Here is a 21,042-nt window from a genome sequence, read left to right as displayed (position 1 = left end):
TTTTCATTGAGTATAAATTAATTTCTAAAAATGTTTTAGCAGTTGTAGTGTACTGTTTTAGTTTCAATTTACTATAGTTCATTATTATAGTAGATTGAAATAAGATATGAACAAATTGATTAGGAAAGTTAAATTAATTTCTAGAAATATTTTAGCAACTATAGTGTACTATTCTAGCTTCAATAAACTATACATTATTTTAAGGCCGTCATATTGACATACAATTTGATTTTTACTATAATTCTTGCAGGAGGATACGTCTAATGAAAATAATAAAAAAATTGATGCAAATTGCCTTAGCAGTCTTTTTCTTCGGTTTGCTAGCAACAAGTGCAGTATTGGCGGATGATGCTGATTCAGAAGGATGGCAGTTTGTCCAAGAAAATGGTAGAACCTACTACAAGAAGGGGGATCTAAAAGAAACCTACTGGCGAGTGATTGATGGCAAGATCTATTATTTTGATTATAATGGTGAAATGGTTGTTGGTTGGCAACACATTCCAATGCCAGTTAAAGGATATACAATTGGTCCTTACCCTAATGGTATAAGATTAGAAGGTTCCCCAATGCCAGAATGGTACTACTTTGACAAAAATGGAGTGCTACAAGAGTTTGTTGGTTGGAAAGCATTAGAGGTTAAAACTAAAGACAGTGTTGGAAGAAAGTATGGGGAAAAACGTACAAATCTGGAAGATAAAGAAGAGAAGAGTTTTTACACGAACTATTACTTTAATCAAAATCATTCTTTAGAGACAGGTTGGCTTTATGACCAGTCTAATTGGTATTATCTAGCTAAAACGGAAATTAATGGAGAAAACTATATTGGTGGTGAAAGACGTGCAGGTTGGATAAATGATGGTTCAGCTTGGTACTATCTAGATCCAGAAACTGGTATCATGCAAACTGGTTGGCAACATCTTGGTAACAAGTGGTACTACCTCCGTTCATCAGGAGCTATGACAACTGGCTGGTATCAGGAAGGCTCAACTTGGTACTATTTAGATGCTGAAAATGGCGATATGAAGACAGGCTGGACTTATGTCGGTAACAAGTGGTACTACCTTCGTTCATCAGGAGTCATGGCAACTGGTTGGGTGAAAGATGGTTCAACTTGGTACTACCTAAATGCAAGTAATGGAGCTATGACGACAGGTTGGTTCCAGGTCAATGGCAAATGGTACTATGCTTACAGCTCAGGTGCTTTGGCAGTGAATACGACCGTAGATGGCTATTCTGTCAACTATAATGGCGAATGGGTTCGGTAATGACAGGGCGCTTATAATTATATTAGAACACTCGCTTAATCAAAGGAGTGACTTATTGTACTTGACCTGACGATTGGGGAGATTAAAAGCATGTGAAATCTACACATGCTTTTTCGTTAGTTATGAGTGTTGAACTTGACTAACCATTGACAAAAGATAAGAGTAATCAAAATAAGATACAAAAATACCAATGCTAACTGCACCGAAACGCTCGATGCTATGGATAGGGCTAATAGAGAGAGCAGTGACGGGGCGAGAATGTCCACTGTGCTCAGAGCAGAGCCCACCGTCCCCATCTTGTCACTGGGGATATAGGCAAAGACAGCTGCTTGTAGGCGAGGGCTGAGAATGCCGATAATCGTAGAACTGATGAAACTGGTCATGAAAATCACGATATAGGCTTGACAAAAGATACTAGTTATTAGAGCCAATAGGGAAATCTCACAGAAAACCAAGAGGTGCGTGAAACGGATATTTTTAAATAGATTACTGCTGGTCATATTGCCAAGGATAGCTCCACAAGAAATGATGATGGAGAGCAGGGCGAGGAGTTGCCCAATGCTCAGTTGTGCTAGTGTCTGTTGGATGAAGCGGAGGGCAATCAGCCGAGGGGACACATCCAAGATGGCAATCATACTGGTCGTCAGAAACAGTAGTATGACGGTCTCTTTTAATCTCAGGAGCACAGCCAGCGACTGTCTAAGATGTTGAAAATATTTCTTAAAAGTCAGTGCTGTATGTGACATTTCAATCCTTTTTTCAACCTCATACAAGGTATGTCGAATAACATACAGGCCCAAAAAGGCAATGACAAAAGTCAGAGTGTTGATAAGGGAAATAGTTTGAATACTCATAACATTGATAAGGAACGCGCCAGCCAGATTGGCAACAATGCGGACAGCCCTCATCAGTGACTGCCTGAACCCCATGGCATCATGCAGGTCGTCCTTAATTACACTGATGTAGAGGGCGTTCATCATGTAGGCAGACAGGTAGCTCAAGGTGTCAGAGATGAGGTTGATGATGACAATCATAATGACTGAAACTAATGAAAAGGGCGACAAGACGAGAAATACTGTCAAAATAGCGTAGAGCAGGATTTTGATTTTGGAAATCCAGAGTGCGTGTTTGACTCTATTTTCTTGAAAATCTCCTAGAATCCCGAGAAAGAGTTGAGATAGTAGGGGAACCATCTCTGAAATGGAAATCAGTAAAATCGCTAGCGGAGCGAAATTGTACTGAGCCACATAATTGATAATGGCGAGGTAGAAAATACTGTCGCCGAATGATGAAAAACAGCTGTTTAGCAGCAACTGTCTATATATGTTGTTTGTCCAAAATAATTTCATACTTTTCCCCTTATGTCTGCACATCGAATGGGAATTTATTATTTAATAGACACCAATATACCCCCATGCTTCCTATTCCGAAGTCAAACAAATCTGCTTTACCACTATCTCCTTGAAACATCAGTAAACCGTGATCATCTCGTTCAGAACATGCTAAAATTACCTGTTGGATTTTTTTCATCAGTAATTTGTTTTGATTGTAGACAGTGGTTTGTAGTAAGCTAGTTATTCCGTGGCAATATCCTGTCATCATTTTTAGATGATGGTTAAAAACAAATTCTTGATATTTACTAATAATATCTTTGTTTCCGTCACAATCGTACATACAAAGATATAAGATTATTCCGGAAATTCCTTCGCACCAAGAAAGTTGTAAATTTCCTAAATTTTCAGTATTAGAAGTAACTTTTTCTAATAATTTTTTTAATTCAGTATGGAATGTATGGAGATCATTATAGAACATAGAAGGTTCTAAGACTTTAGAATAGGCAAATAAAGTATATGCAATTCCACAATATCCATGAGCAAAGCTATAGTCTAAAATGGTTTCTTTGGCTGTATCTCTTTGTAGGAAATAATGATAAATTTCCCCTATACTATTGTGGATGAAAATTTTAAGAGTATTGTCATTGGTAAATTGATAGTATTTTATTAATGATAATAGGACACCAGATTTTCCCAATGCAAAGTCTATTTCCTCTAGAGTATCATAATTCTCTATTAATTTCTTAGCGGTGTCGTTTGCTAATTGTAGATAGTATTGATTTTTACTGATAGAAAATAAATGTAGGAGTAACCATAGATAGCCTGCATCACCAAATAGCAGTGAGTATTGATATTCATATGTGTGTGTCGTTCTAATTGTCACTGCCTTCTTGATGATAGAGAGTATTTTAGAATCCAGTTCTGGGTGGTACAATTTATTTAGAGGAAACAGTAGTCCAGCTATTCCGTGTTGGAATGATAAATTACTTACGAAATTTCCAAATTCTGTTGAAGAAGTGATCCTTCCTTCAGAATTTACAGTTTTATCTAGTAAAAATCGTAGAACACTATTACATTCTGTTTTGTAATCATATTTATGTTCCTCTATTTTTTTAATTTTGACTAAATTATTTGTTTGACTTAAATTTAGTAGATATTGTAACCAAAATAGTTGCTCATCTGTGAGCTGACCTTGAGTATGTGATAGTTCTAGTAATTGTTCTATTTTGTTCAGTACAGTTATATGATATTTAGAGTCGCCTTTAAGAAATTTTAATGTTCCACTCGTAAATATAGAATATCCTAGCATACATAGAGCAAAATACACTTGTCCAATAGTACTTTGTTTTAAGTCTACATCAGGATTGACAAAAAAAGGTGTGTGTACATTACGTACAGTAGTCATGATAGGTTCTAAGTTTTCTAAGTCAATCAAAAAAACATCATCAGTTTTAGAAGAGTATAGAAAATTTGAAGGTGATAAGTCCCCGATTTTATATCCCTCAGAATGAATATCATTTAGAATATCAATTATTTTATTCATAATACCTATTCTTTTGTTTGTATCGATGTTTGACTGTTTCAAAAAATTAAGTAAGTCTACTCCATCTATAAAATCCTGAACTACGAAGTAATCATCTGAGATATAAAAATCTTCTATAAAGTACCCAGTATATGTCTTGGATTCAAATGATTGTAATAATAATGCTTCATTACGTAATTCATCGTTAGCATAATACTTACCCTCAAAATCATACGATAAGAATGGGCGACACTGCTTAATAATGACTTTTTGGTGAGTTGAGCTTAGAGAGGCTCTATATACATTTCCTCTGTTGGATTTTTTTAGTATACACTCCATATTATAGTTTGTAATAGGGGTGTTTGATTGACTTTGAGTTTTAACATCAACTAAAAAATAATCTTCTAGCTCTTGATTTGTAAATAGAGGTTTAACATATGTAGGTAGAATTGGATAATTAAGCCTTTTATCTTCTACGAAATTGCCAGTATTATCTTTGATAAGGTAAAGTAATTTTTTGTTTTGTTTATCATATCTTCTAATTTTTTTGAATGCTCCAAAGCGATAATGTACAGGAGAGTGGCGTCCACATTGAAAATCTGTCAGTATTCTAGGGGCTTTGAATTCTGCAAGAAGTGATACTAAGTCAAGAATAGCACTTCTTGCCTCTCCTGAACTATTATTGTAGATTGTAATAAATTTGTTTGCAGTTGGTGATATTTCTCGGGGAGAGTTAATCTTTTTTAGTCTATGAATATTCTTACAAACTTTAAAGCAGTATTGATGTTTAATTAGAAAAGGTAATAGTATACGGAATATTTTCTTATAATCTTTTAATTGGGTGCTAATATGAATTTTCCACCCTTGGTCTACCGTAAGATTCTGTTTTGCAATATAACACCAATCTTCATCTTCAGTATATACTATATTATTAGACAAAAGACTGTTTTTTATAAAATCCATACATTTCTCCTTACAAATAATACTCAATGAAAATCAAAGAGCAAACTAGGAAGCTAGCCGCAAGCTGTACTTGAGTACGGTAAGGCGACGCTGACGTGGTTTGAAGAGATTTTCGAAGAGTATAAAATAAGCCTCTTTCGACTGTTTTGTGGAAAGAGGCCTGTTATATATTAGTTATCCAGTGACGCTACAACTGACACCACATGTGATTTCACAAAGCTCTAGCATATCTTGTTCGTTTGTATTTTCACTTGGTAGCATTTCGAGTTCGATTAGAGTGCTCATGTTTGACCCCCCATAATATTATTTACAGTTTTTGTCCGGTAAGGGTAGCTGTATGAACCTTAAGTGATATACATTGATTGAATAGGATCCTTTAGTTAGATTCAATCAATCTATAACATATCAATATAATAACTCTTTTAGGATGACTTGTCAAATATTAGTATATATTTTTAAATCTTGAATTGTCAAATTAAGTGTATACAATAGAATGAAATAAGAAATGAACAAATTGATTAGGAAAGTTAACTTAATTTCTAGAAATGTTTTAGCAACTATAGTGTACTATTCTAGCTTCAATAAATTATAGCTTTCCCGTAGCATACTTCATAAGATAAGGCGTTTTCCACTTAAGAAATTTTCGTGGTCGATTATTTAGAACCTGTATTCACAAAAAAATGTTAAACTAGAGTTATGATCCGCAAAGCATATGATACTGATTTAAACGATCAAGAATGGGCTAAGATTGAACCCTATTTCTCCAAACACCGCACCTATAAATAGCCGAAACGAGTACTTGTTAATGCGACTTTGTACGTCACTAAAACAGGTTGTCAATGGTGCATGCTCCCTCACGACTTTCCTCTTTACCTAACGGTATGGAGTTTCTTTCGTCGTTCTATGACGACAGGTTGGTTCCAGGTCAATGGCAAATGGTACTATGCTTATAGCTCAGGTGCTTTGGCAGTGAATACGACCGTAGATGGCTACTACGTCAACTATAATGGCGAATGGATTCAATAATGAAAGAGGTGATTGTGAATGGAAACAATCGCTTTTTTTGTGAAAATATAATAAAATAGATAGGAGAGAATAAATACTTGTAGGAAAAAATAATACTCTTCGAAAATCTCTTCAAACCACGTCAGCGTCGCCTTACCGTACTCAAGTACAGCCTGCGGCTAGCTTCCTAGTTTGCTTTTTGATTTTCATTGAGTATGAGACGGCTTTTTCGTCTAGTAAAAGGAAAATATGACAAAAAAAGTTGGTGTCGGTCAGGCACATAGTAAGATTATTTTAATAGGGGAGCATGCAGTCGTTTACGGTTATCCTGCCATTTCTCTGCCTCTTTTGGAGGTGGAGGTGACTTGTAAGGTAGTTCCTGCAGCGAGTCCTTGGCGTCTCTATGAGGAGGATACTTTGTCCATGGCGGTTTATGCTTCGCTGGAGTATTTGGATATCAAAGAAGCCTGCATTCGCTGTGAGATTGACTCGGCTATCCCTGAAAAACGAGGAATGGGTTCGTCAGCTGCTATCAGCATAGCGGCCATTCGTGCGGTTTTTGACTACTATCAGGCAAATCTGCCTCATGATGTACTAGAAATCTTGGTCAATCGGGCTGAGATGATTGCTCATATGAATCCAAGTGGTTTGGATGCCAAGACCTGTCTCAGTGACCAACCTATTCGCTTTATCAAGAACGTAGGATTTACAGAGCTTGAGATGGATTTATCCGCCTATTTGATAATTGCCGATACGGGTGTTTATGGTCATACTCGTGAAGCCATCCAAGTGGTTCAAAATAAGGGCAAGGATGCCCTACCATTTTTGCACGCCTTGGGAGAATTAACCCAGCAGGCAGAAGAAGCGATTTCACGAAAAGATGCTGAAGGACTGGGGCAAATTCTCAGTCAAGCGCATTTACATTTAAGAGAAATTGGTGTCAGTAGCCCTGAAGCAGACTCTTTGGTTGAAACGGCTCTTAACCATGGTGCTCTGGGTGCCAAGATGAGCGGTGGTGGGCTAGGAGGTTGTATTATCGCCTTGGCAACCAATTTGACTCAAGCACAAGAACTAGCAGAAAGATTAGAAGAGAAAGGAGCTGTTCAGACATGGATAGAGAGCCTGTAACAGTACGTTCCTACGCAAATATTGCTATTATCAAATATTGGGGAAAGAAAAAAGAAAAAGAGATGGTGCCTGCTACTAGCAGTATTTCTCTGACTTTGGAAAATATGTATACGGAGACGACCTTGTCGCCTTTACCGACGGATGCGACAGCTGATGCCTTTTATATCAATGGCCAGTTACAAAATGAGGCGGAGCATGCCAAGATGAGTAAGATTATTGACCGTTATCGTTCAGCTGGGGAGGGCTTTGTCCGTATCGATACTCAAAATAATATGCCTACCGCAGCGGGCCTGTCCTCAAGTTCTAGTGGTTTGTCTGCCCTAGTAAAGGCTTGCAATGCCTATTTTCAGCTTGGATTGGATAGAAGCCAGTTAGCGCAGGAAGCTAAGTTTGCCTCAGGTTCTTCTTCTCGGAGTTTTTATGGACCACTAGGTGCATGGGATAAGGATAGTGGGGAAATTTACCCTGTAGAGACAGACTTGAAACTAGCTATGATGATGTTGGTGCTAGAAGACAAGAAAAAACCAATTTCTAGCCGTGACGGTATGAAACGTTGTGTGGAAACTTCGACGACCTTTGATGACTGGGTGCGTCAGTCTGAGAAGGATTATCAGGATATGCTGGTTTACCTCAAGGAAAATGACTTTGCCAAGATTGGGGAATTAACGGAGAAAAATGCCCTTGCTATGCACGCTACGACGAAAACAGCATCACCAGCCTTTTCTTATCTGACCGATGCGACTTATGAAGCCATGGACTTTGTTCGCCAGCTCCGTGAGCAAGGAGAAGCCTGCTACTTTACCATGGATGCTGGTCCCAATGTCAAGGTCCTCTGTCAGGAGAAAGACTTGGAGCATTTATCAAAAATCTTCGGTCAACGTTATCGCTTGATTGTGTCAAAAACAAAGGATTTGAGTCAAGATGATTGCTGTTAAAACTTGCGGAAAACTCTATTGGGCGGGTGAGTACGCTATTTTAGAGCCAGAGCAGTTAGCCTTGATAAAGGCTATTCCCATCTATATGAGGGGCGAGATTGCCTTTTCTGACAGCTACCGCCTCTATTCAGATCTGTTTGATTTCGCAGTAGACTTGACGCCAAATCCTGCCTACAGCTTAATTCAAGAAACGATTGCTCTAGTGGAAGATTTCCTGACTTATCGAGTTCAAACTTTAAGACCGTTTTCTCTAGAAATTCGAGGAAAAATGGAACGAGGAGGGAAAAAGTTTGGTCTAGGTTCTAGCGGTAGTGTCGTTGTTTTGGTCATCAAGGCCCTGCTGGCTCTGTATGATATTACGGTTGATTCGGAACTCTTGTTCAAGCTGGCTAGTGCTGTCTTGCTCAAGCGAGGTGACAATGGCTCTATGGGAGACCTTGCCTGTATCGTGGCAGAGGATTTGGTTCTCTACCAGTCGTTTGATCGCCAAAAGGTAGCTGCTTGGCTGAAAGAAGAACACTTGGCAACAGTTTTGGAGCGTGATTGGGGATTTTCCATCTCACACGTACAACCTGCCCTAGAATGTGATTTCCTAGTTGGATGGACCAAGGAAGTGGCCGTGTCTAGTGATATGGTCCAACAAATCAAGCAAAACATCAATCAGAATTTTTTAAGTTCCTCAAAAGAAACGGTAGCTGCTTTGGTAGAAGCCTTGGAACAGGGGAAATCAGAAAAAATTATCGAGCAAGTAGAAGTAGCCAGCAAGCTCCTAGAAGGCTTGAGCGCAGATATTTACACGCCTTCGCTTAGACAGTTGAAGACAGCTAGCCAAGATTTGCAGGCTGTTGCCAAGAGTAGCGGTGCTGGTGGTGGTGACTGTGGCATTGCCTTGAGTTTTGATGTGCAATCAACTGAAACCATAAAAAATCGCTGGGCCGATCTGGGGATTGAGCTCTTATACCAAGAAAGGATAGGACATGACGACAAATCGTAAGGACGAGCACATCCGCTATGCCCTTGAGCAGAAAAGTTTCTATAATAGCTTTGATGAGGTGGAGTTGATTCATTCTTCCCTGCCCCTTTATGATCTGGATGAAATCGATCTTTCCACAGAATTTGCTGGTCGAAAGTGGGACTTTCCCTTCTATATCAATGCCATGACAGGTGGAAGTGATAAAGGACGAGAAATCAATCAAAAACTAGCTCAGGTGGCGGAAGCCTGTGGGATTTTGTTTGTAACGGGTTCTTATAGCGCAGCCCTCAAAGATCCATCAGATGCCTCTTTTTCTGTCAAGGCTAGTCATCCAAATCTCCTTCTTGGAACCAATATTGGATTAGACAAGCCTGTTGAGTTGGGACTTCGGACTGTAGAAGAGATGGATCCCCTTCTCCTGCAGGTGCATGTCAATGTTATGCAGGAGTTGCTCATGCCCGAGGGAGAAAGAAGGTTCAGAAGCTGGCAATCGCATCTAGCAGACTATAGCAAGCGAATCCCCGTTCCTATTGTCTTAAAGGAAATCGGCTTTGGGATGGATGTGAAGACCATCGAAAGAGCCTATGAACTGGGTGTTCGAACCTTTGACCTGTCAGGTCGTGGTGGCACCAGTTTTGCCTATATTGAAAACCGCCGCAGTGGTCAACGTGATTACCTCAATCAATGGGGCCAGTCCACCATGCAAGCCCTTCTCAATGCCCAAGACTGGAAAGACAAGGTTCAACTCTTGGTCAGTGGAGGGGTTCGGAATCCGCTGGATATGATTAAGTGCTTGGTCTTTGGTGCCAAGGCTGTAGGCCTGTCTCGAACAGTTCTGGAATTGGTTGAAACCTATTCAGTTGAAGAAGTGATTGGCATTGTCCAAGGCTGGAAAGATGATTTACGACTCATCATGTGTGCCCTTAATTGTGCCACCATAGCAGATCTACAAAAAGTAGACTATCTTCTTTATGGAAAATTAAAAGAAGCAAAGGATCAGATGAAAAAGGCGTAACCATCGCCTTTTTTCCATCTTCAGACCGAGGTGACTTTTTCCAATTGTGATAAAATAGAAGGGAGAGGATGAACCTATGAGAAAATTTAAAATCTTTTTATTTATCGAAGCCTGTCTTCTGACAGGAGCTCTGATTTTGATGGTATCAGAGCATTTTTCGCGTTTTCTGCTGATTTTATTCCTCTTTTTGCTTTTGATTCGCTATTACACTGGTAAGGAGGGCAATAATCTTCTTTTAGTAGTGGCAACCATTCTCTTCTTTTTCATCGTCATGCTCAATCCTTTTGTGATTCTAGCTATTTTTGTTGCGGTTATATACAGCCTCTTTCTTCTTTATCCGATGATGAACCAGGAAAAAGAGCAGACCAATTTGGTTTTTGAAGAGGTGGTAACGGTTAAGAAGGAGAAAAATCGTTGGTTTGGCAATCTCCATTATTTTTCAAGCTACCAGACTTGCCAGTTTGATGATATCAATCTCTTTCGTCTCATGGGCAAGGACACTATTCATCTGGAGAGGGTCATCTTAATCAATCATGACAATGTTATTATCCTCAGAAAGATGGTAGGAACCACTAAAATCATTGTACCTGTAGATGTGGAAGTCAGTCTCAGCGTTAACTGTCTCTATGGGGATTTGACTTTTTTCAATCAGCCTAAGCGAGCCCTCCGCAATGAACACTATCATCAAGAAACAAGAGACTATCTCAAGAGTAACAAGAGTGTCAAGATTTTCTTGACCAATATGATTGGCGATGTTGAGGTGGTCAGAGGATGAAAAAACAAGCTTATGTAATCATTGCCCTCACCTCCTTCCTATTTGTCTTATTTCTCTCCCACAGCTTGCTGGAAATTCTTGATTTTGACTGGTCTATTTTCCTGCACGATGTCAAAAAAACAGAAAAATTTGTCTTTTTGTTGTTGGTATTCAGCATGTCCATGACCTGTCTCTTAGTCCTGTTTTGGCGAGGTGTCGAAGAGCTTTCTTTAGGAAAAATGCAGGCCAATCTCAAGCGTTTGTTGGCAGGGAAAGAAGTGGTTCAGGTTTCTGATCCAGATTTGGATGCCAGTTTCAAGTCCTTGTCAGGGAAACTTAACCTCTTGACAGAGGCTCTTCAAAAGGCTGAAAATCACAGCCTTGATCAGGAAGAGGAAATCATCGAGAAGGAACGGAAGCGGATTGCTCGGGATTTGCACGATACCGTCAGTCAGGAGTTGTTTGCGGCCCACATGATTTTATCAGGTATCAGTCAGCAGGCTTTGAAACTGGATAGAGAAAAGATGCAGACCCAGTTGCAGAGTGTCACAGCCATCCTTGAAACAGCCCAGAAGGACTTGCGGGTCTTGCTCCTGCATTTGAGACCAGTTGAATTGGAACAAAAGAGCTTGATAGAAGGGATTCAAATTCTCCTAAAAGAGCTTGAGGACAAGAGTGATCTCAAGGTTAGTCTTAAGCAAAATGTGATGAAATTACCTAAGAAAATCGAGGAGCATGTCTTCCGTATCCTGCAAGAGTTAATCAGCAATACCCTCCGTCATGCCCAGGCATCTTGTCTGGATGTTTATCTCTATCAGACAGATGTTGAATTGCAGCTGAAGGTGGTGGACAATGGGATTGGTTTCCAGTTGGGGAGTTTAGATGACCTGAGTTATGGACTCCGCAATATTAAGGAGCGGGTTGAAGATATGGCTGGAACAGTTCAACTCTTGACAGCTCCCAAGCAAGGACTGGCAGTTGATATCCGTATTCCCCTCCTCGATAAGGAATGATAAAGGAGTAAAGATGAAAATTTTACTAGTAGATGACCATGAAATGGTCCGCTTGGGCTTGAAAAGCTACTTTGACCTCCAAGACGATGTAGAAGTTGTGGGCGAGGCTGCAAACGGGTCTCAAGGTATTGACTTGGCCTTGGAATTGCGTCCAGATGTCATTGTCATGGATATTGTCATGCCTGAGATGAATGGGATTGATGCGACCTTGGCTATCCTCAAAGAATGGCCTGAAGCCCAAATTTTGATTGTGAGCTCTTATTTGGACAATGAAAAAATCATGCCCGTCTTAGATGCAGGTGCTCGTGGCTATATGCTCAAAACTTCTAGTGCAGACGAACTACTCCATGCCGTCCGTAAGGTGGCTGCTGGCGAGTTGGCCATTGAGCAAGAGGTCAGCAAGAAGGTCGAATATCACCGCAATCACATAGAACTACATGAGGACTTGACTGCGCGTGAGCGAGATGTTCTCCAACTCATCGCCAAGGGCTACGAAAATCAGCGTATCGCAGATGAACTTTTTATCTCTCTCAAGACGGTCAAGACCCACGTGTCCAACATTCTTGCCAAACTTGAGGTCAGCGATCGTACCCAGGCTGCAGTCTATGCCTTTCAGCATCACTTGGTGGGGCATGAGGAGTTTTAGTAGTTATATAAAATAATGTTGGAGAAATGACTTAATTTAGTATCAAAGAAGTGAGTAAGTATCTCTAGTGTGATAAAATATTTTTTTCACAATATTTTTATGTTATTTGTTGACATTCATTTTATAGGGGAGTAGAATAGAGTTATAAATAGATAAAATAATATATTGACTATAAAAAGATTGATATAAACTCAAAAGGAGGTTAAAATCATGTCCCCGTAAATTATTAAAATAAGGTCACTAGAGCGTTAAGGTCTTTATTTCATCGCTTTAAGAGCGCTATAATAATATGGTCAAACTAACTCTATCTCACAGTTTCAATTCGTGGAGGAAATAACTATGAAAAAATCTAAACTACTCACACTTGGTTTGCTTGCAGGTGCTGGTCTGCTTTTGTCTATCAACCAAGCACAAGCTGCAGATACTTGGGTTAAAAATGGTTCTGATTGGAATCTTTCACAAGATGGTAGTCTTGCTAAAAATAAATGGGTACAAAATGCTGGTTATTGGTACCACTTTGACGGTTCTGGGAAAATGCAGACAGGCTGGCTCAAAGACGGTAACACTTGGTATTCCCTAGCAGATAGTGGCGCTATGCGTACTGGCTGGTACAAGGAAGGAAATACATGGTACTCCCTAGCAGATAGTGGTGCCATGCGTACTGGCTGGTACAAAGAAGGGTCTACATGGTACTATCTCAAAGACAGTGGAGCTATGGCAACAGGATGGGCAACTGCAAATGGTCAATGGTCTTACTTTGAAAAATCAGGTGCAATGGTCGCAGACAGAGCTGTTCCAGCCAGTGATGGGGAAAGTTATGTAATTGGTAAGGATGGATATCTGTTAACCAAACTCCCAAGTCAGGTTGAACAATCTCAAGCGGATGATACAATTATCACAAATATTGTTACTTTGTCTGATGGATATGATTATCATCTTATTCATAGAAAAGATGGAGTCATTGTTGAAAAGAATGCCTGGTACATCAAACCAGAGTTTAAAAAGTTTTCTAATAAATATGGGGATCACGTGTCAAATACGATGTTGGCTTTAACAGATAATAAAGATCAAGGACAGGAAATTGATCCTAAAGCTGTTATAAAGAATTTCCAAAACTTACCAAACAGGTATTACTTTGGGGCAGATGGTCGTCGAGTAACAAATTTACCAGAAATGACTACCTATTCAGAGATTAAAAAAGTTGGAAATGATGTCTATCTAGAAAATCCAGGTGCACGACTTTTTCTTGGAGCTACCAGCTTCACAATCAATAATAATAAACTATATTACTTAGATGGTGCTAATGACAAACTCAAAACAGGTTATTTTGCATTGATTGATGATAGACCAAGCTATCATCACTATCATATTCTTGTTTATGCAGACCAATCTGGTGAAATTCTTAAAATGAAACGATTGCCAACAGGAATTTCAGATTATCTTAATAAAGAAATTGACGGTTTCTACGGTCAAACTGTTAAAATCGATAGTAAGACAGGAAATGTTTCTGTTGTGAAATAAACTATCTGACATAGTAAAAAGAAAAAAGCGAACAGTTTCGTTTACTAGGAAGTCATGTTCATTTCACTATAGAACAGGAGGAAATGGCTATGAAAAAATCTAAACTACTTACACTTGGTTTACTTGCAGGTGCTGGTCTACTTTTGTCTATCAATCAAGCACAGGCTGCAGATACTTGGGTTAAAAATGGTGCTGACTGGAATCTTTCACAAGATGGCAGTCTCGCTAAAAACAAATGGGTACAAAACGCTGGCTCATGGTACCACTTTGACGGTTCTGGGAAAATGCAGACAGGCTGGCTCAAAGACGGTAACACTTGGTATTCGCTCGCAGATAGTGGCGCCATGCGTACTGGCTGGTACAAGGAAGGCAATACCTGGTACTCACTCGCAGATAGTGGCGCCATGCGTACAGGTTGGTACCAAGAAGGGTCTACATGGTACTATCTTCGTTTTAGTGGTTCTATGCAGACAGGTTGGGAGTGCATAGATAATAATTGGTATTATTTCGAACAATCAGGTGCAATGGCCTCTGATAGAGTTGTAAATTCTAGTGATGGGACAGGCTATATTCTCAGCAAGGATGGCCATATGTTGACTTTAAAAAATAGCCCTTATAAAGATGATGATATTGTTCGTTTAGGTGATGGATATGAGTATCTGATTAAATCAAAATTTGACGGACATAACTATACTGATGTTATCGTGGCTAAAAATACTTGGTATATCAAACCTGAGTTCAAGAAGTTCTCCGACAAATATGGAGATGAGGTTGCAAATACAACCTTAGCTTTAGTAGATAATAAAGAAGAAGGACAAGAAATTGATCCTAAAGCTGTTATTCGTAATTTCCAAAATCTACCAGGTCGATATTACTTTGGAGCAGATGGTCGTAGAGTATTACCACTTCCAGAGATGACGACTAGATCAGAAATCAAAAAAGTTGGCAATGATCTTTATCTAGAAGACCCAGGTGTACGACTTAGACTATCTGCTCACTTCACAATCAATAACAATAAACTATACTATTTAGATAATGGACAAGGTAAGCTCAAAACAGGTTATTTTGTATTGATCGATGATGGTATGGCTACAACCCACCATCACTTACTTGTATATGCAGACCAATCTGGTGAGATTCTTAAGCTGAAACGCTTACCATCAAGATTTATAGATTATTTTGACAAAGAAATCGATGGTTTCTATGGTCAAAAAATTAAGATTACACAGCCAAATAAGTATGAATATTACAAGGTTCTTGTGGTTAAATAAGACAAAACGAATCGCCTAATGAGGGATGTTTGGGCGATTCGTTTTTTACTGTAATCAGCCATCATTAAGCATCTTTTATAAGATTATATTCGAAAACTAAAGAAAACTAAGAAGAAACCGTACTTCCAGCATGATTGAAAAGCGCAGTCATTACTTGAAAAAAGTCGCTCATTTATGTTATAATAGACTGTATTTAAAAAATTTTAAGGAGAAATGACAGAATGTCTGTATCATTTGAAAACAAAGAAACAAACCGTGGTGTCTTGACTTTCACTATCTCTCAACACCAAATCAAACCAGAATTGGACCGTGTCTTCAACTCAGTGAAGAAATCTCTTAATGTTCCAGGTTTCCGTAAAGGTCACCTTCCACGTCCTATCTTCGACAAAAAATTTGGTGAAGAGTCACTTTACCAAGACGTTATGAATGCTCTTTTGCCAAATGCTTATGAAGCAGCTGTAAAAGAAGCTGGTCTTGAAGTCGTTGCTCAACCAAAAATTGATGTAACTTCAATGGAAAAAGGTCAAGACTGGGTTATCACTGCTGAAGTTGTTACAAAACCTGAAGTAAAATTGGGTGACTACAAAAACCTTGAAGTATCAGTTGATCTAGAAAAAGAAGTAACTGACGCTGACGTTGAAGAGCGTATCGAACGCGAACGCAACAACTTGGCTGAATTGGTTATCAAGGAAGCTGCTGCTGAAAACGGCGACACTGTTGTCATCGACTTCGTTGGTTCTATCGACGGTGTTGAATTTGATGGTGGAAAAGGTGAAAACTTCTCACTTGGACTTGGTTCAGGTCAATTCATCCCTGGTTTCGAAGACCAATTGGTAGGTCACTCAGCTGGCGAAACTGTTGATGTTATCGTAACATTCCCAGAAGACTACCAAGCAGAAGACCTTGCAGGTAAAGAAGCTAAATTCGTGACAACTATCCACGAAGTAAAAGCGAAAGAAGTTCCAGCTCTTGACGATGAACTTGCAAAAGACATCGACGAAGAAGTTGAAACACTTGCTGAATTGAAAGAAAAATACCGCAAGGAATTGGCTGCTGCTAAAGAAGAAGCTTACAAAGATGCAGTTGAAGGTGCAGCAATTGATAAAGCTGTAGAAAATGCTGAAATCGTAGAACTTCCAGAAGAAATGATCCACGAAGAAGTTCACCGTTCAGTAAACGAATTCCTTGGAAACTTGCAACGTCAAGGTATCAATCCTGACATGTACTTCCAAATCACTGGAACTACTCAAGAAGACCTTCACAAACAATACGAGGGAGAAGCTGAGTCACGTACTAAGACTAACCTTGTTATCGAAGCAGTTGCCAAAGCTGAAGGATTTGACGCTTCAGAAGAAGAAATCCAAAAAGAAATCGAGCAATTGGCAGCAGACTATAACATGGAAGTTGCACAAGTACAAAGCTTGCTTTCAGCTGATATGTTGAAACACGATATCACAATCAAAAAAGCTGTTGAATTGATTACAAGCACAGCAACAGTTAAATAATCTTAATAGACAAAAATCCCACCTGAATTGGTGGGTTTTCTGATGCACTATTTTCCAAAAATCTCTTTGAGATCTGCTTCTGTAATCCCAATCATGGCTGGGATGCTGTTCCAGTTTTCTTCGGTTAAGATGTAGGATTGTTCAGAGTCAGTTAATGTGGCAGTTTCAGAGACAGCTTGTTGCTTTTCTTCAACATTTTCAATTAGATCACTGAAGCGTTCAATCAGATAGGTTTTTCGGGCAGTTCCGATGTGCTGGGTAGCATAGTCGAAGGCCTGTAATTCACCTAGTAAGATGAGTTTGCTTTTGGCGCGTGTAATGGCTGTGTAGATGAGGTTTCTCTCCAGCATACGTCGACTAGCACTAGTAATGGGTAGGATGACAACAGGGAACTCACTTCCCTGAGATTTATGGATACTCATGGCATAGGCTAGGCGAATCTTGTACCATTCGTTACGTGGGTAAGAGACCTCGTTGCCATCAAAATCAATGACAATCTCGTCTTGTTTCGACTCGGTATATTTACCAGGAATCAGGTCTGTGATGGCTCCTAAATCTCCATTAAAGACATTGATTTCAGCATCGTTGACCAAATGAATGACCTTGTCCCCCTTACGATAGTGGCACTGGGGAGCTTCAAAACTGGGTTGGTCTTTTTGTGGTGGGTTCAGGAGGTCTTGCATGAGCTGGTTGATGGCATCAATCCCTGCTGTCCCTCTGTACATAGGAGCCAGAACTTGGATATCACGGGCGGGGATACCACTTCTAAGGGCAGCGCCTAAAATCTTTTCAATAGTAGCAGGGATATGACCACTAGCGATTTCAAAGTAGGAACGGTCTGCTTTTTTCTGGGTGAAATCAGCTGGCAAGATACCCTGTCGAATCTGACTAGCTAGGGTGACGATGGTTGATTCTTCGCTTTGTCGATAAATTTTTTCCAAGCGAGTCTGAGGAATCAAGGGAATATGAAGCAGATCCGCTAGAACCTGTCCAGGGCTGACAGAAGGCAACTGGTCGCTGTCACCCACTATGAGGATCTTGCTGTTAGAAGAGATGTTGGAGAAGAGTTGGTTGGCCAGCCAAGTATCAACCATAGAAAATTCATCCACGATAATAAAGTCGGCATCCAGATAATCTTCCAGATGGCTGGTGTCATCGTCGCCTGTCATTCCCAAGTGACGGTGTATGGTCGCGCTAGGCAAACCTGTCAATTCATTCATGCGTCGAGCGGCTCGTCCAGTTGGAGCAGCAAGAAGAATAGGCAAATTGCTTTTTTTCCTGAGGTCAAGCCCTTCTAAAAGGGCATAAACAGCGATAATCCCATTGATAACCGTTGTCTTACCAGTACCAGGTCCACCTGTTAGGATAAAGACTTTATTCTGGATAGCATCGCAGATAGCTTGTTTTTGAATGCTATCATAGTGGATTCCCAGATCTTCCTCGACAGTAGTGATATGTTTTTGAATGGTTTCCATATCTGGGCTCTTTTGTTCTCTTTTTTCAAGGATACGAACCAAGTGACTGCGGATGCCTTCCTCAGCGAAAAAGAGGCTGTTGTCAAAAATCTTGGTATCAATCTGCTGAACCTTGTCTTCTTCGATCAGGTAGGAGAGCTCTTGGGCCACTTGGCTGGGATCCAGTTCAACGGGGCGGGAAGACTCAAGGAGGGTAAGGGTTTGTTCTAGTAAATCCCGTGCTTCAACATAGGTATCCCCTGTTTCCATACAGGCCTGAAAAAGACTGTGAACTAGACCGGCGCGGAAGCGTTCAGGAGCCTGACTTTCGATGCCTAGTTCCTCTGCTAATTGGTCAGCAATGGTAAATCCCAAGCCCTTGATATCCTCAACCAGCTGGTAGGGATAATTTTCAACCACATCAAGGGTTTCTTCCTTGTAAAAGTCTTGAATCTGAAAGGCTAATTTATTGGGAATACCGTAGTTAGCAAGTTTGGCCAAAACCATCTCGGTTCCGTAGTTGAGACGGAGGGTGGAGACGAAAGCCTCGCGATTTTTGGCAGAGAGTCCTGCGATGCCTTCTAACTTTTCTGGGTGTTGCAGAATTTCGTCAATGGTATTTTCGCCATAGGTGTCGACGATTTTCTGAGCAGTCTTGAGACCAATTCCCTTGAAATGACTACTTGAAAAGTACTTAACAAGACCCTTGCTAGTTGGTTTTGCTCGTTCATAACGGCTGATTTGCAGTTGTTCCCCATACTTGGAGTGCTGGACAATTTGTCCCCAAAATGTATAGTCTTCTCCCTCAATCACGTCAGCCATGGTTCCTGTGACAATGATTTCAAAATCATCAAAATCCGCTGCGTCCGTATCTTCGATTTCTAGGAGGAGAATGCGATAAAAATTGCTGGGATTTTCAAAAATAATCCGTTCAATGGTTCCTGAAAAATAAACTTCCATAAAATTCCTTTGCATGAATAGGTGAGAGTTAACTTTGTATCTATTTTATACTCAATGAAAATCAAAGAGCAAACTAGGAAGCTAGCCGCAGGTTGCTCAAAGCACGGCTTTGAGGTTGCAGATGGAAGCTGACGTGGTTTGAAGAGATTTTCGAAGAGTATTAAGCAAACTGGGACTAAAGAATCCCTTCTCGCGATAGAAGAAGAGGCTGAGATTGTCGCTTCTCGGCCTCTTCGATTTCTTAAAATGTTCCGATACGGGTGATTGGCCAGAAGCGGAATTTAGCTTCCCCTGTGATATCTTTTGCTTTAAAGGTACCTACGTGACGGCTGTCGCTAGAAACCAGGCGGTCATCTCCGAGGAGAAGGTATTCTCCTTCTGGGACAGTAAAGCTAAAGTTGGTGTTGTAATTGACATCAACTGTGAAGGCTTGGGCTTTTTCAGCAATACTTCTAAAGAAAGTTCCTTTATTTCCTTCAAATCCCTTGCCTGAGTAGGTGCTTTGGAGTTTGTCGTCCTTGAAGCGTTTGATGTAGTCAGCTAGGTAAGGTTCATCTGTCTCTTTGTCATTGATGTAAAGTTTATCATTTTCGTAACGGATAGTGTCGCCAGGCATTCCAATCACGCGCTTGACGATGTCCTTATTGCCATCTTCCTCATGGGCCACCACGATATCAAAACGGTCAATAGGGAGATGTTTGACAACAAAGAGGATTTCGCCATCCGCTAGGGTCGGATCCATGGAATGGCCTTCTACACGGACATTACTCCAAAAAAAGATACGGCTTAAAGCTAGTAATGACAGAATCAGGAGGAATAATCCCCACTCTTTTAGAAAATGTTTAAATGAATTCATAACTTACCTTTCTAAGCGTTTTTTCGCTTTTTCAGTATTTTTAAAGTGCAACTTGGCGCAGAAGTTGAGTCCCTGCATACCATAGACTTGTAAAATCTGGCTAGCCACCTTGTCAGAAGCTGTTCCAGCTCCACTTGGAAGTTGATAGCCCAATTCTCGTCCCAGATTTTCAAGATTTTCCAGAAAGAGATCACGCGCAATGACAGAAGAAACTGCGACAGCCAAGTATTTACCCTCAGCCTTTTCTTCTAAGCTGATAGGATTGCTGAAACGATTGGCCTCTTGTGCCAAGTACTTGTCATAATTTTTAGCACTGGTGAAGGCATCAATCACAATTTTCTCAGGCTGAAGACCTTTTTGAAGGAGGAGATAGATAGCCTGATTATGGAGGGCGACCTTAACTGAAACAGCATTGTAGCGGTCTCCGATGACCTCGTTGTACTTGCTTGGTGAGAGAAGCAGTGCCTGGTGCTGAATTCTTTCCTTGAGAATAGGAGCAATCTGACGAATCTTTTGGTCGGTCAGAGTCTTGGAATCTCCCACACCGAGTTTTCGCAAGAAGTCATGCTGGTCAGGTGTGACAAAGGAAGCCACAACTGCCAGCCCACCAAAGTAGGAACCATTTCCTACCTCATCTGTCCCAATCAAAGGGAAATTTTGTCCCCTATTTTCCTCGACAACCTGATGGCCAAAGAAACTGGCGTATTTCTCAGCCCCTTCACCCTGAAGCAAGACCTTTCCAGAAGTATAGATAGAAACGGTTGCTTGAGGTAGTCGCAAAAAGTAGCGAATATAGGGGTTTTTACTGGGAGCCAGACTGGTTTGATAGTGTTCAAGAAAAGTCTGAATCTCCTTTTCGCTTGGTGTGAGTGTTATACTTGCCATAGTTTCTATTGTACCATAAAAGCAGGCAAATTTGTAA

At 40.2% G+C, this 21,042-nt stretch carries 16 protein-coding genes and 1 pseudogene; 12 read left to right on the top strand and 5 right to left on the bottom strand.

The window, feature by feature from the left end; all coding sequences use genetic code 11:
- Window positions 1-263 precede the first annotated feature (263 nt).
- Window positions 264-1,265 (top strand): choline-binding protein CbpJ, encoded by a 1,002-nt coding sequence (gene cbpJ, locus SK629_RS08920; RefSeq protein WP_042901521.1) that lies wholly within the window; start codon window positions 264-266, stop codon window positions 1,263-1,265.
- A gap of 116 nt (window positions 1,266-1,381) precedes the next feature.
- Here cbpJ and SK629_RS08915 read toward each other — a convergent pair whose 3' ends face one another.
- Both SK629_RS08915 and SK629_RS12700 read right to left on the bottom strand, forming a co-directional pair.
- A complete protein-coding gene (locus tag SK629_RS08915; protein WP_042901520.1) occupies window positions 1,382-2,614 on the bottom strand; it encodes an MFS transporter in 1,233 nt (410 codons plus the stop codon).
- A gap of 10 nt (window positions 2,615-2,624) precedes the next feature.
- The gene (locus tag SK629_RS12700) at window positions 2,625-5,084 is read right to left on the bottom strand and encodes a lanthionine synthetase LanC family protein (RefSeq protein ID WP_152639378.1); all 2,460 of its coding nucleotides are present in this window, start codon (window positions 5,082-5,084) and stop codon (window positions 2,625-2,627) included.
- Between the two features lie 801 nt (window positions 5,085-5,885).
- Between SK629_RS12700 and SK629_RS12845 the strand changes: the two are divergent.
- The 11 genes and pseudogenes from SK629_RS12845 to tig form a co-directional block, all read left to right on the top strand.
- Window positions 5,886-6,110 (top strand): annotated as a pseudogene (locus SK629_RS12845) (transposase); the annotation flags it as partial.
- Window positions 6,111-6,338: 228 nt separating this feature from the next.
- A complete protein-coding gene (gene mvk / locus SK629_RS08900; RefSeq protein ID WP_033684283.1) occupies window positions 6,339-7,217 on the top strand; it encodes a mevalonate kinase in 879 nt (292 codons plus the stop codon).
- Window positions 7,199-8,152, top strand: coding sequence for a diphosphomevalonate decarboxylase (mvaD, locus tag SK629_RS08895; RefSeq protein WP_042901517.1), 954 nt, complete (start codon window positions 7,199-7,201; stop codon window positions 8,150-8,152). Before mvk ends, mvaD begins: the two co-directional genes overlap by 19 nt.
- Window positions 8,139-9,146 (top strand): phosphomevalonate kinase, encoded by a 1,008-nt coding sequence (locus SK629_RS08890; RefSeq protein ID WP_042901516.1) that lies wholly within the window; start codon window positions 8,139-8,141, stop codon window positions 9,144-9,146. Before mvaD ends, SK629_RS08890 begins: the two co-directional genes overlap by 14 nt.
- Window positions 9,130-10,140, top strand: coding sequence for a type 2 isopentenyl-diphosphate Delta-isomerase (gene fni / locus SK629_RS08885; protein ID WP_042901515.1), 1,011 nt, complete (start codon window positions 9,130-9,132; stop codon window positions 10,138-10,140). The genes SK629_RS08890 and fni overlap by 17 nt, the downstream gene beginning before the upstream one ends.
- Window positions 10,141-10,216: 76 nt before the next feature.
- Window positions 10,217-10,915, top strand: a complete 699-nt coding sequence (gene liaF, locus SK629_RS08880; RefSeq protein WP_042901514.1) for a cell wall-active antibiotics response protein LiaF — start codon at window positions 10,217-10,219, stop codon at window positions 10,913-10,915.
- The gene (locus SK629_RS08875; RefSeq protein WP_042901512.1) at window positions 10,912-11,907 is read left to right on the top strand and encodes a sensor histidine kinase; all 996 of its coding nucleotides are present in this window, start codon (window positions 10,912-10,914) and stop codon (window positions 11,905-11,907) included. The genes liaF and SK629_RS08875 overlap by 4 nt, the downstream gene beginning before the upstream one ends.
- A 13-nt stretch (window positions 11,908-11,920) precedes the next feature.
- On the top strand, window positions 11,921-12,553 hold the full coding sequence (locus tag SK629_RS08870; protein ID WP_042901511.1) for a response regulator transcription factor: 633 nt from the start codon (window positions 11,921-11,923) through the stop codon (window positions 12,551-12,553).
- Window positions 12,554-12,892: 339 nt separating this feature from the next.
- Window positions 12,893-14,074: an N-acetylmuramoyl-L-alanine amidase family protein gene (locus SK629_RS08865; protein WP_042901510.1), complete on the top strand. Its 1,182-nt coding sequence runs from the start codon at window positions 12,893-12,895 to the stop codon at window positions 14,072-14,074.
- A gap of 89 nt (window positions 14,075-14,163) precedes the next feature.
- Window positions 14,164-15,345 (top strand): N-acetylmuramoyl-L-alanine amidase family protein, encoded by a 1,182-nt coding sequence (locus SK629_RS08860; protein ID WP_042901509.1) that lies wholly within the window; start codon window positions 14,164-14,166, stop codon window positions 15,343-15,345.
- Between the two features lie 221 nt (window positions 15,346-15,566).
- A complete protein-coding gene (tig, locus tag SK629_RS08855; RefSeq protein WP_042901508.1) occupies window positions 15,567-16,850 on the top strand; it encodes a trigger factor in 1,284 nt (427 codons plus the stop codon).
- 47 nt (window positions 16,851-16,897) lie between these two features.
- Here tig and SK629_RS08850 read toward each other — a convergent pair whose 3' ends face one another.
- From SK629_RS08850 to rnhC, 3 genes are all read right to left on the bottom strand, one after another.
- Window positions 16,898-19,264 (bottom strand): ATP-dependent RecD-like DNA helicase, encoded by a 2,367-nt coding sequence (locus SK629_RS08850; protein WP_042901507.1) that lies wholly within the window; start codon window positions 19,262-19,264, stop codon window positions 16,898-16,900.
- Window positions 19,265-19,505: 241 nt separating this feature from the next.
- Window positions 19,506-20,120: a signal peptidase I gene (gene lepB, locus SK629_RS08845; RefSeq protein ID WP_033689324.1), complete on the bottom strand. Its 615-nt coding sequence runs from the start codon at window positions 20,118-20,120 to the stop codon at window positions 19,506-19,508.
- Between the two features lie 3 nt (window positions 20,121-20,123).
- Window positions 20,124-21,005 (bottom strand): ribonuclease HIII, encoded by an 882-nt coding sequence (gene rnhC / locus SK629_RS08840; protein ID WP_042901506.1) that lies wholly within the window; start codon window positions 21,003-21,005, stop codon window positions 20,124-20,126.
- Window positions 21,006-21,042: the final 37 nt, after the last annotated feature.

The sequence above is a fragment of the Streptococcus mitis genome, assembly GCF_000722695.1.
GTDB lineage: Bacteria > Bacillota > Bacilli > Lactobacillales > Streptococcaceae > Streptococcus > Streptococcus mitis_O.
This window is presented reverse-complemented; position numbering and strand designations above follow the sequence as displayed.

Excerpts from the sequence above, each read along its gene's own strand:
- cbpJ (WP_042901521.1), top strand. The coding sequence starts at position 264 with ATGAAAATAATAAAAAAATTGATGCAAATTGCCTTAGCAGTCTTTTTC.
- SK629_RS08915 (WP_042901520.1), bottom strand. The coding sequence starts at position 2,614 with ATGAAATTATTTTGGACAAACAACATATATAGACAGTTGCTGCTAAAC.
- SK629_RS12700 (WP_152639378.1), bottom strand. The coding sequence starts at position 5,084 with ATGGATTTTATAAAAAACAGTCTTTTGTCTAATAATATAGTATATACT.
- mvk (WP_033684283.1), top strand. The coding sequence starts at position 6,339 with ATGACAAAAAAAGTTGGTGTCGGTCAGGCACATAGTAAGATTATTTTA.
- mvaD (WP_042901517.1), top strand. The coding sequence starts at position 7,199 with ATGGATAGAGAGCCTGTAACAGTACGTTCCTACGCAAATATTGCTATT.
- SK629_RS08890 (WP_042901516.1), top strand. The coding sequence starts at position 8,139 with ATGATTGCTGTTAAAACTTGCGGAAAACTCTATTGGGCGGGTGAGTAC.
- fni (WP_042901515.1), top strand. The coding sequence starts at position 9,130 with ATGACGACAAATCGTAAGGACGAGCACATCCGCTATGCCCTTGAGCAG.
- liaF (WP_042901514.1), top strand. The coding sequence starts at position 10,217 with ATGAGAAAATTTAAAATCTTTTTATTTATCGAAGCCTGTCTTCTGACA.
- SK629_RS08875 (WP_042901512.1), top strand. The coding sequence starts at position 10,912 with ATGAAAAAACAAGCTTATGTAATCATTGCCCTCACCTCCTTCCTATTT.
- SK629_RS08870 (WP_042901511.1), top strand. The coding sequence starts at position 11,921 with ATGAAAATTTTACTAGTAGATGACCATGAAATGGTCCGCTTGGGCTTG.
- SK629_RS08865 (WP_042901510.1), top strand. The coding sequence starts at position 12,893 with ATGAAAAAATCTAAACTACTCACACTTGGTTTGCTTGCAGGTGCTGGT.
- SK629_RS08860 (WP_042901509.1), top strand. The coding sequence starts at position 14,164 with ATGAAAAAATCTAAACTACTTACACTTGGTTTACTTGCAGGTGCTGGT.
- tig (WP_042901508.1), top strand. The coding sequence starts at position 15,567 with ATGTCTGTATCATTTGAAAACAAAGAAACAAACCGTGGTGTCTTGACT.
- SK629_RS08850 (WP_042901507.1), bottom strand. The coding sequence starts at position 19,264 with ATGGAAGTTTATTTTTCAGGAACCATTGAACGGATTATTTTTGAAAAT.
- lepB (WP_033689324.1), bottom strand. The coding sequence starts at position 20,120 with ATGAATTCATTTAAACATTTTCTAAAAGAGTGGGGATTATTCCTCCTG.
- rnhC (WP_042901506.1), bottom strand. The coding sequence starts at position 21,005 with ATGGCAAGTATAACACTCACACCAAGCGAAAAGGAGATTCAGACTTTT.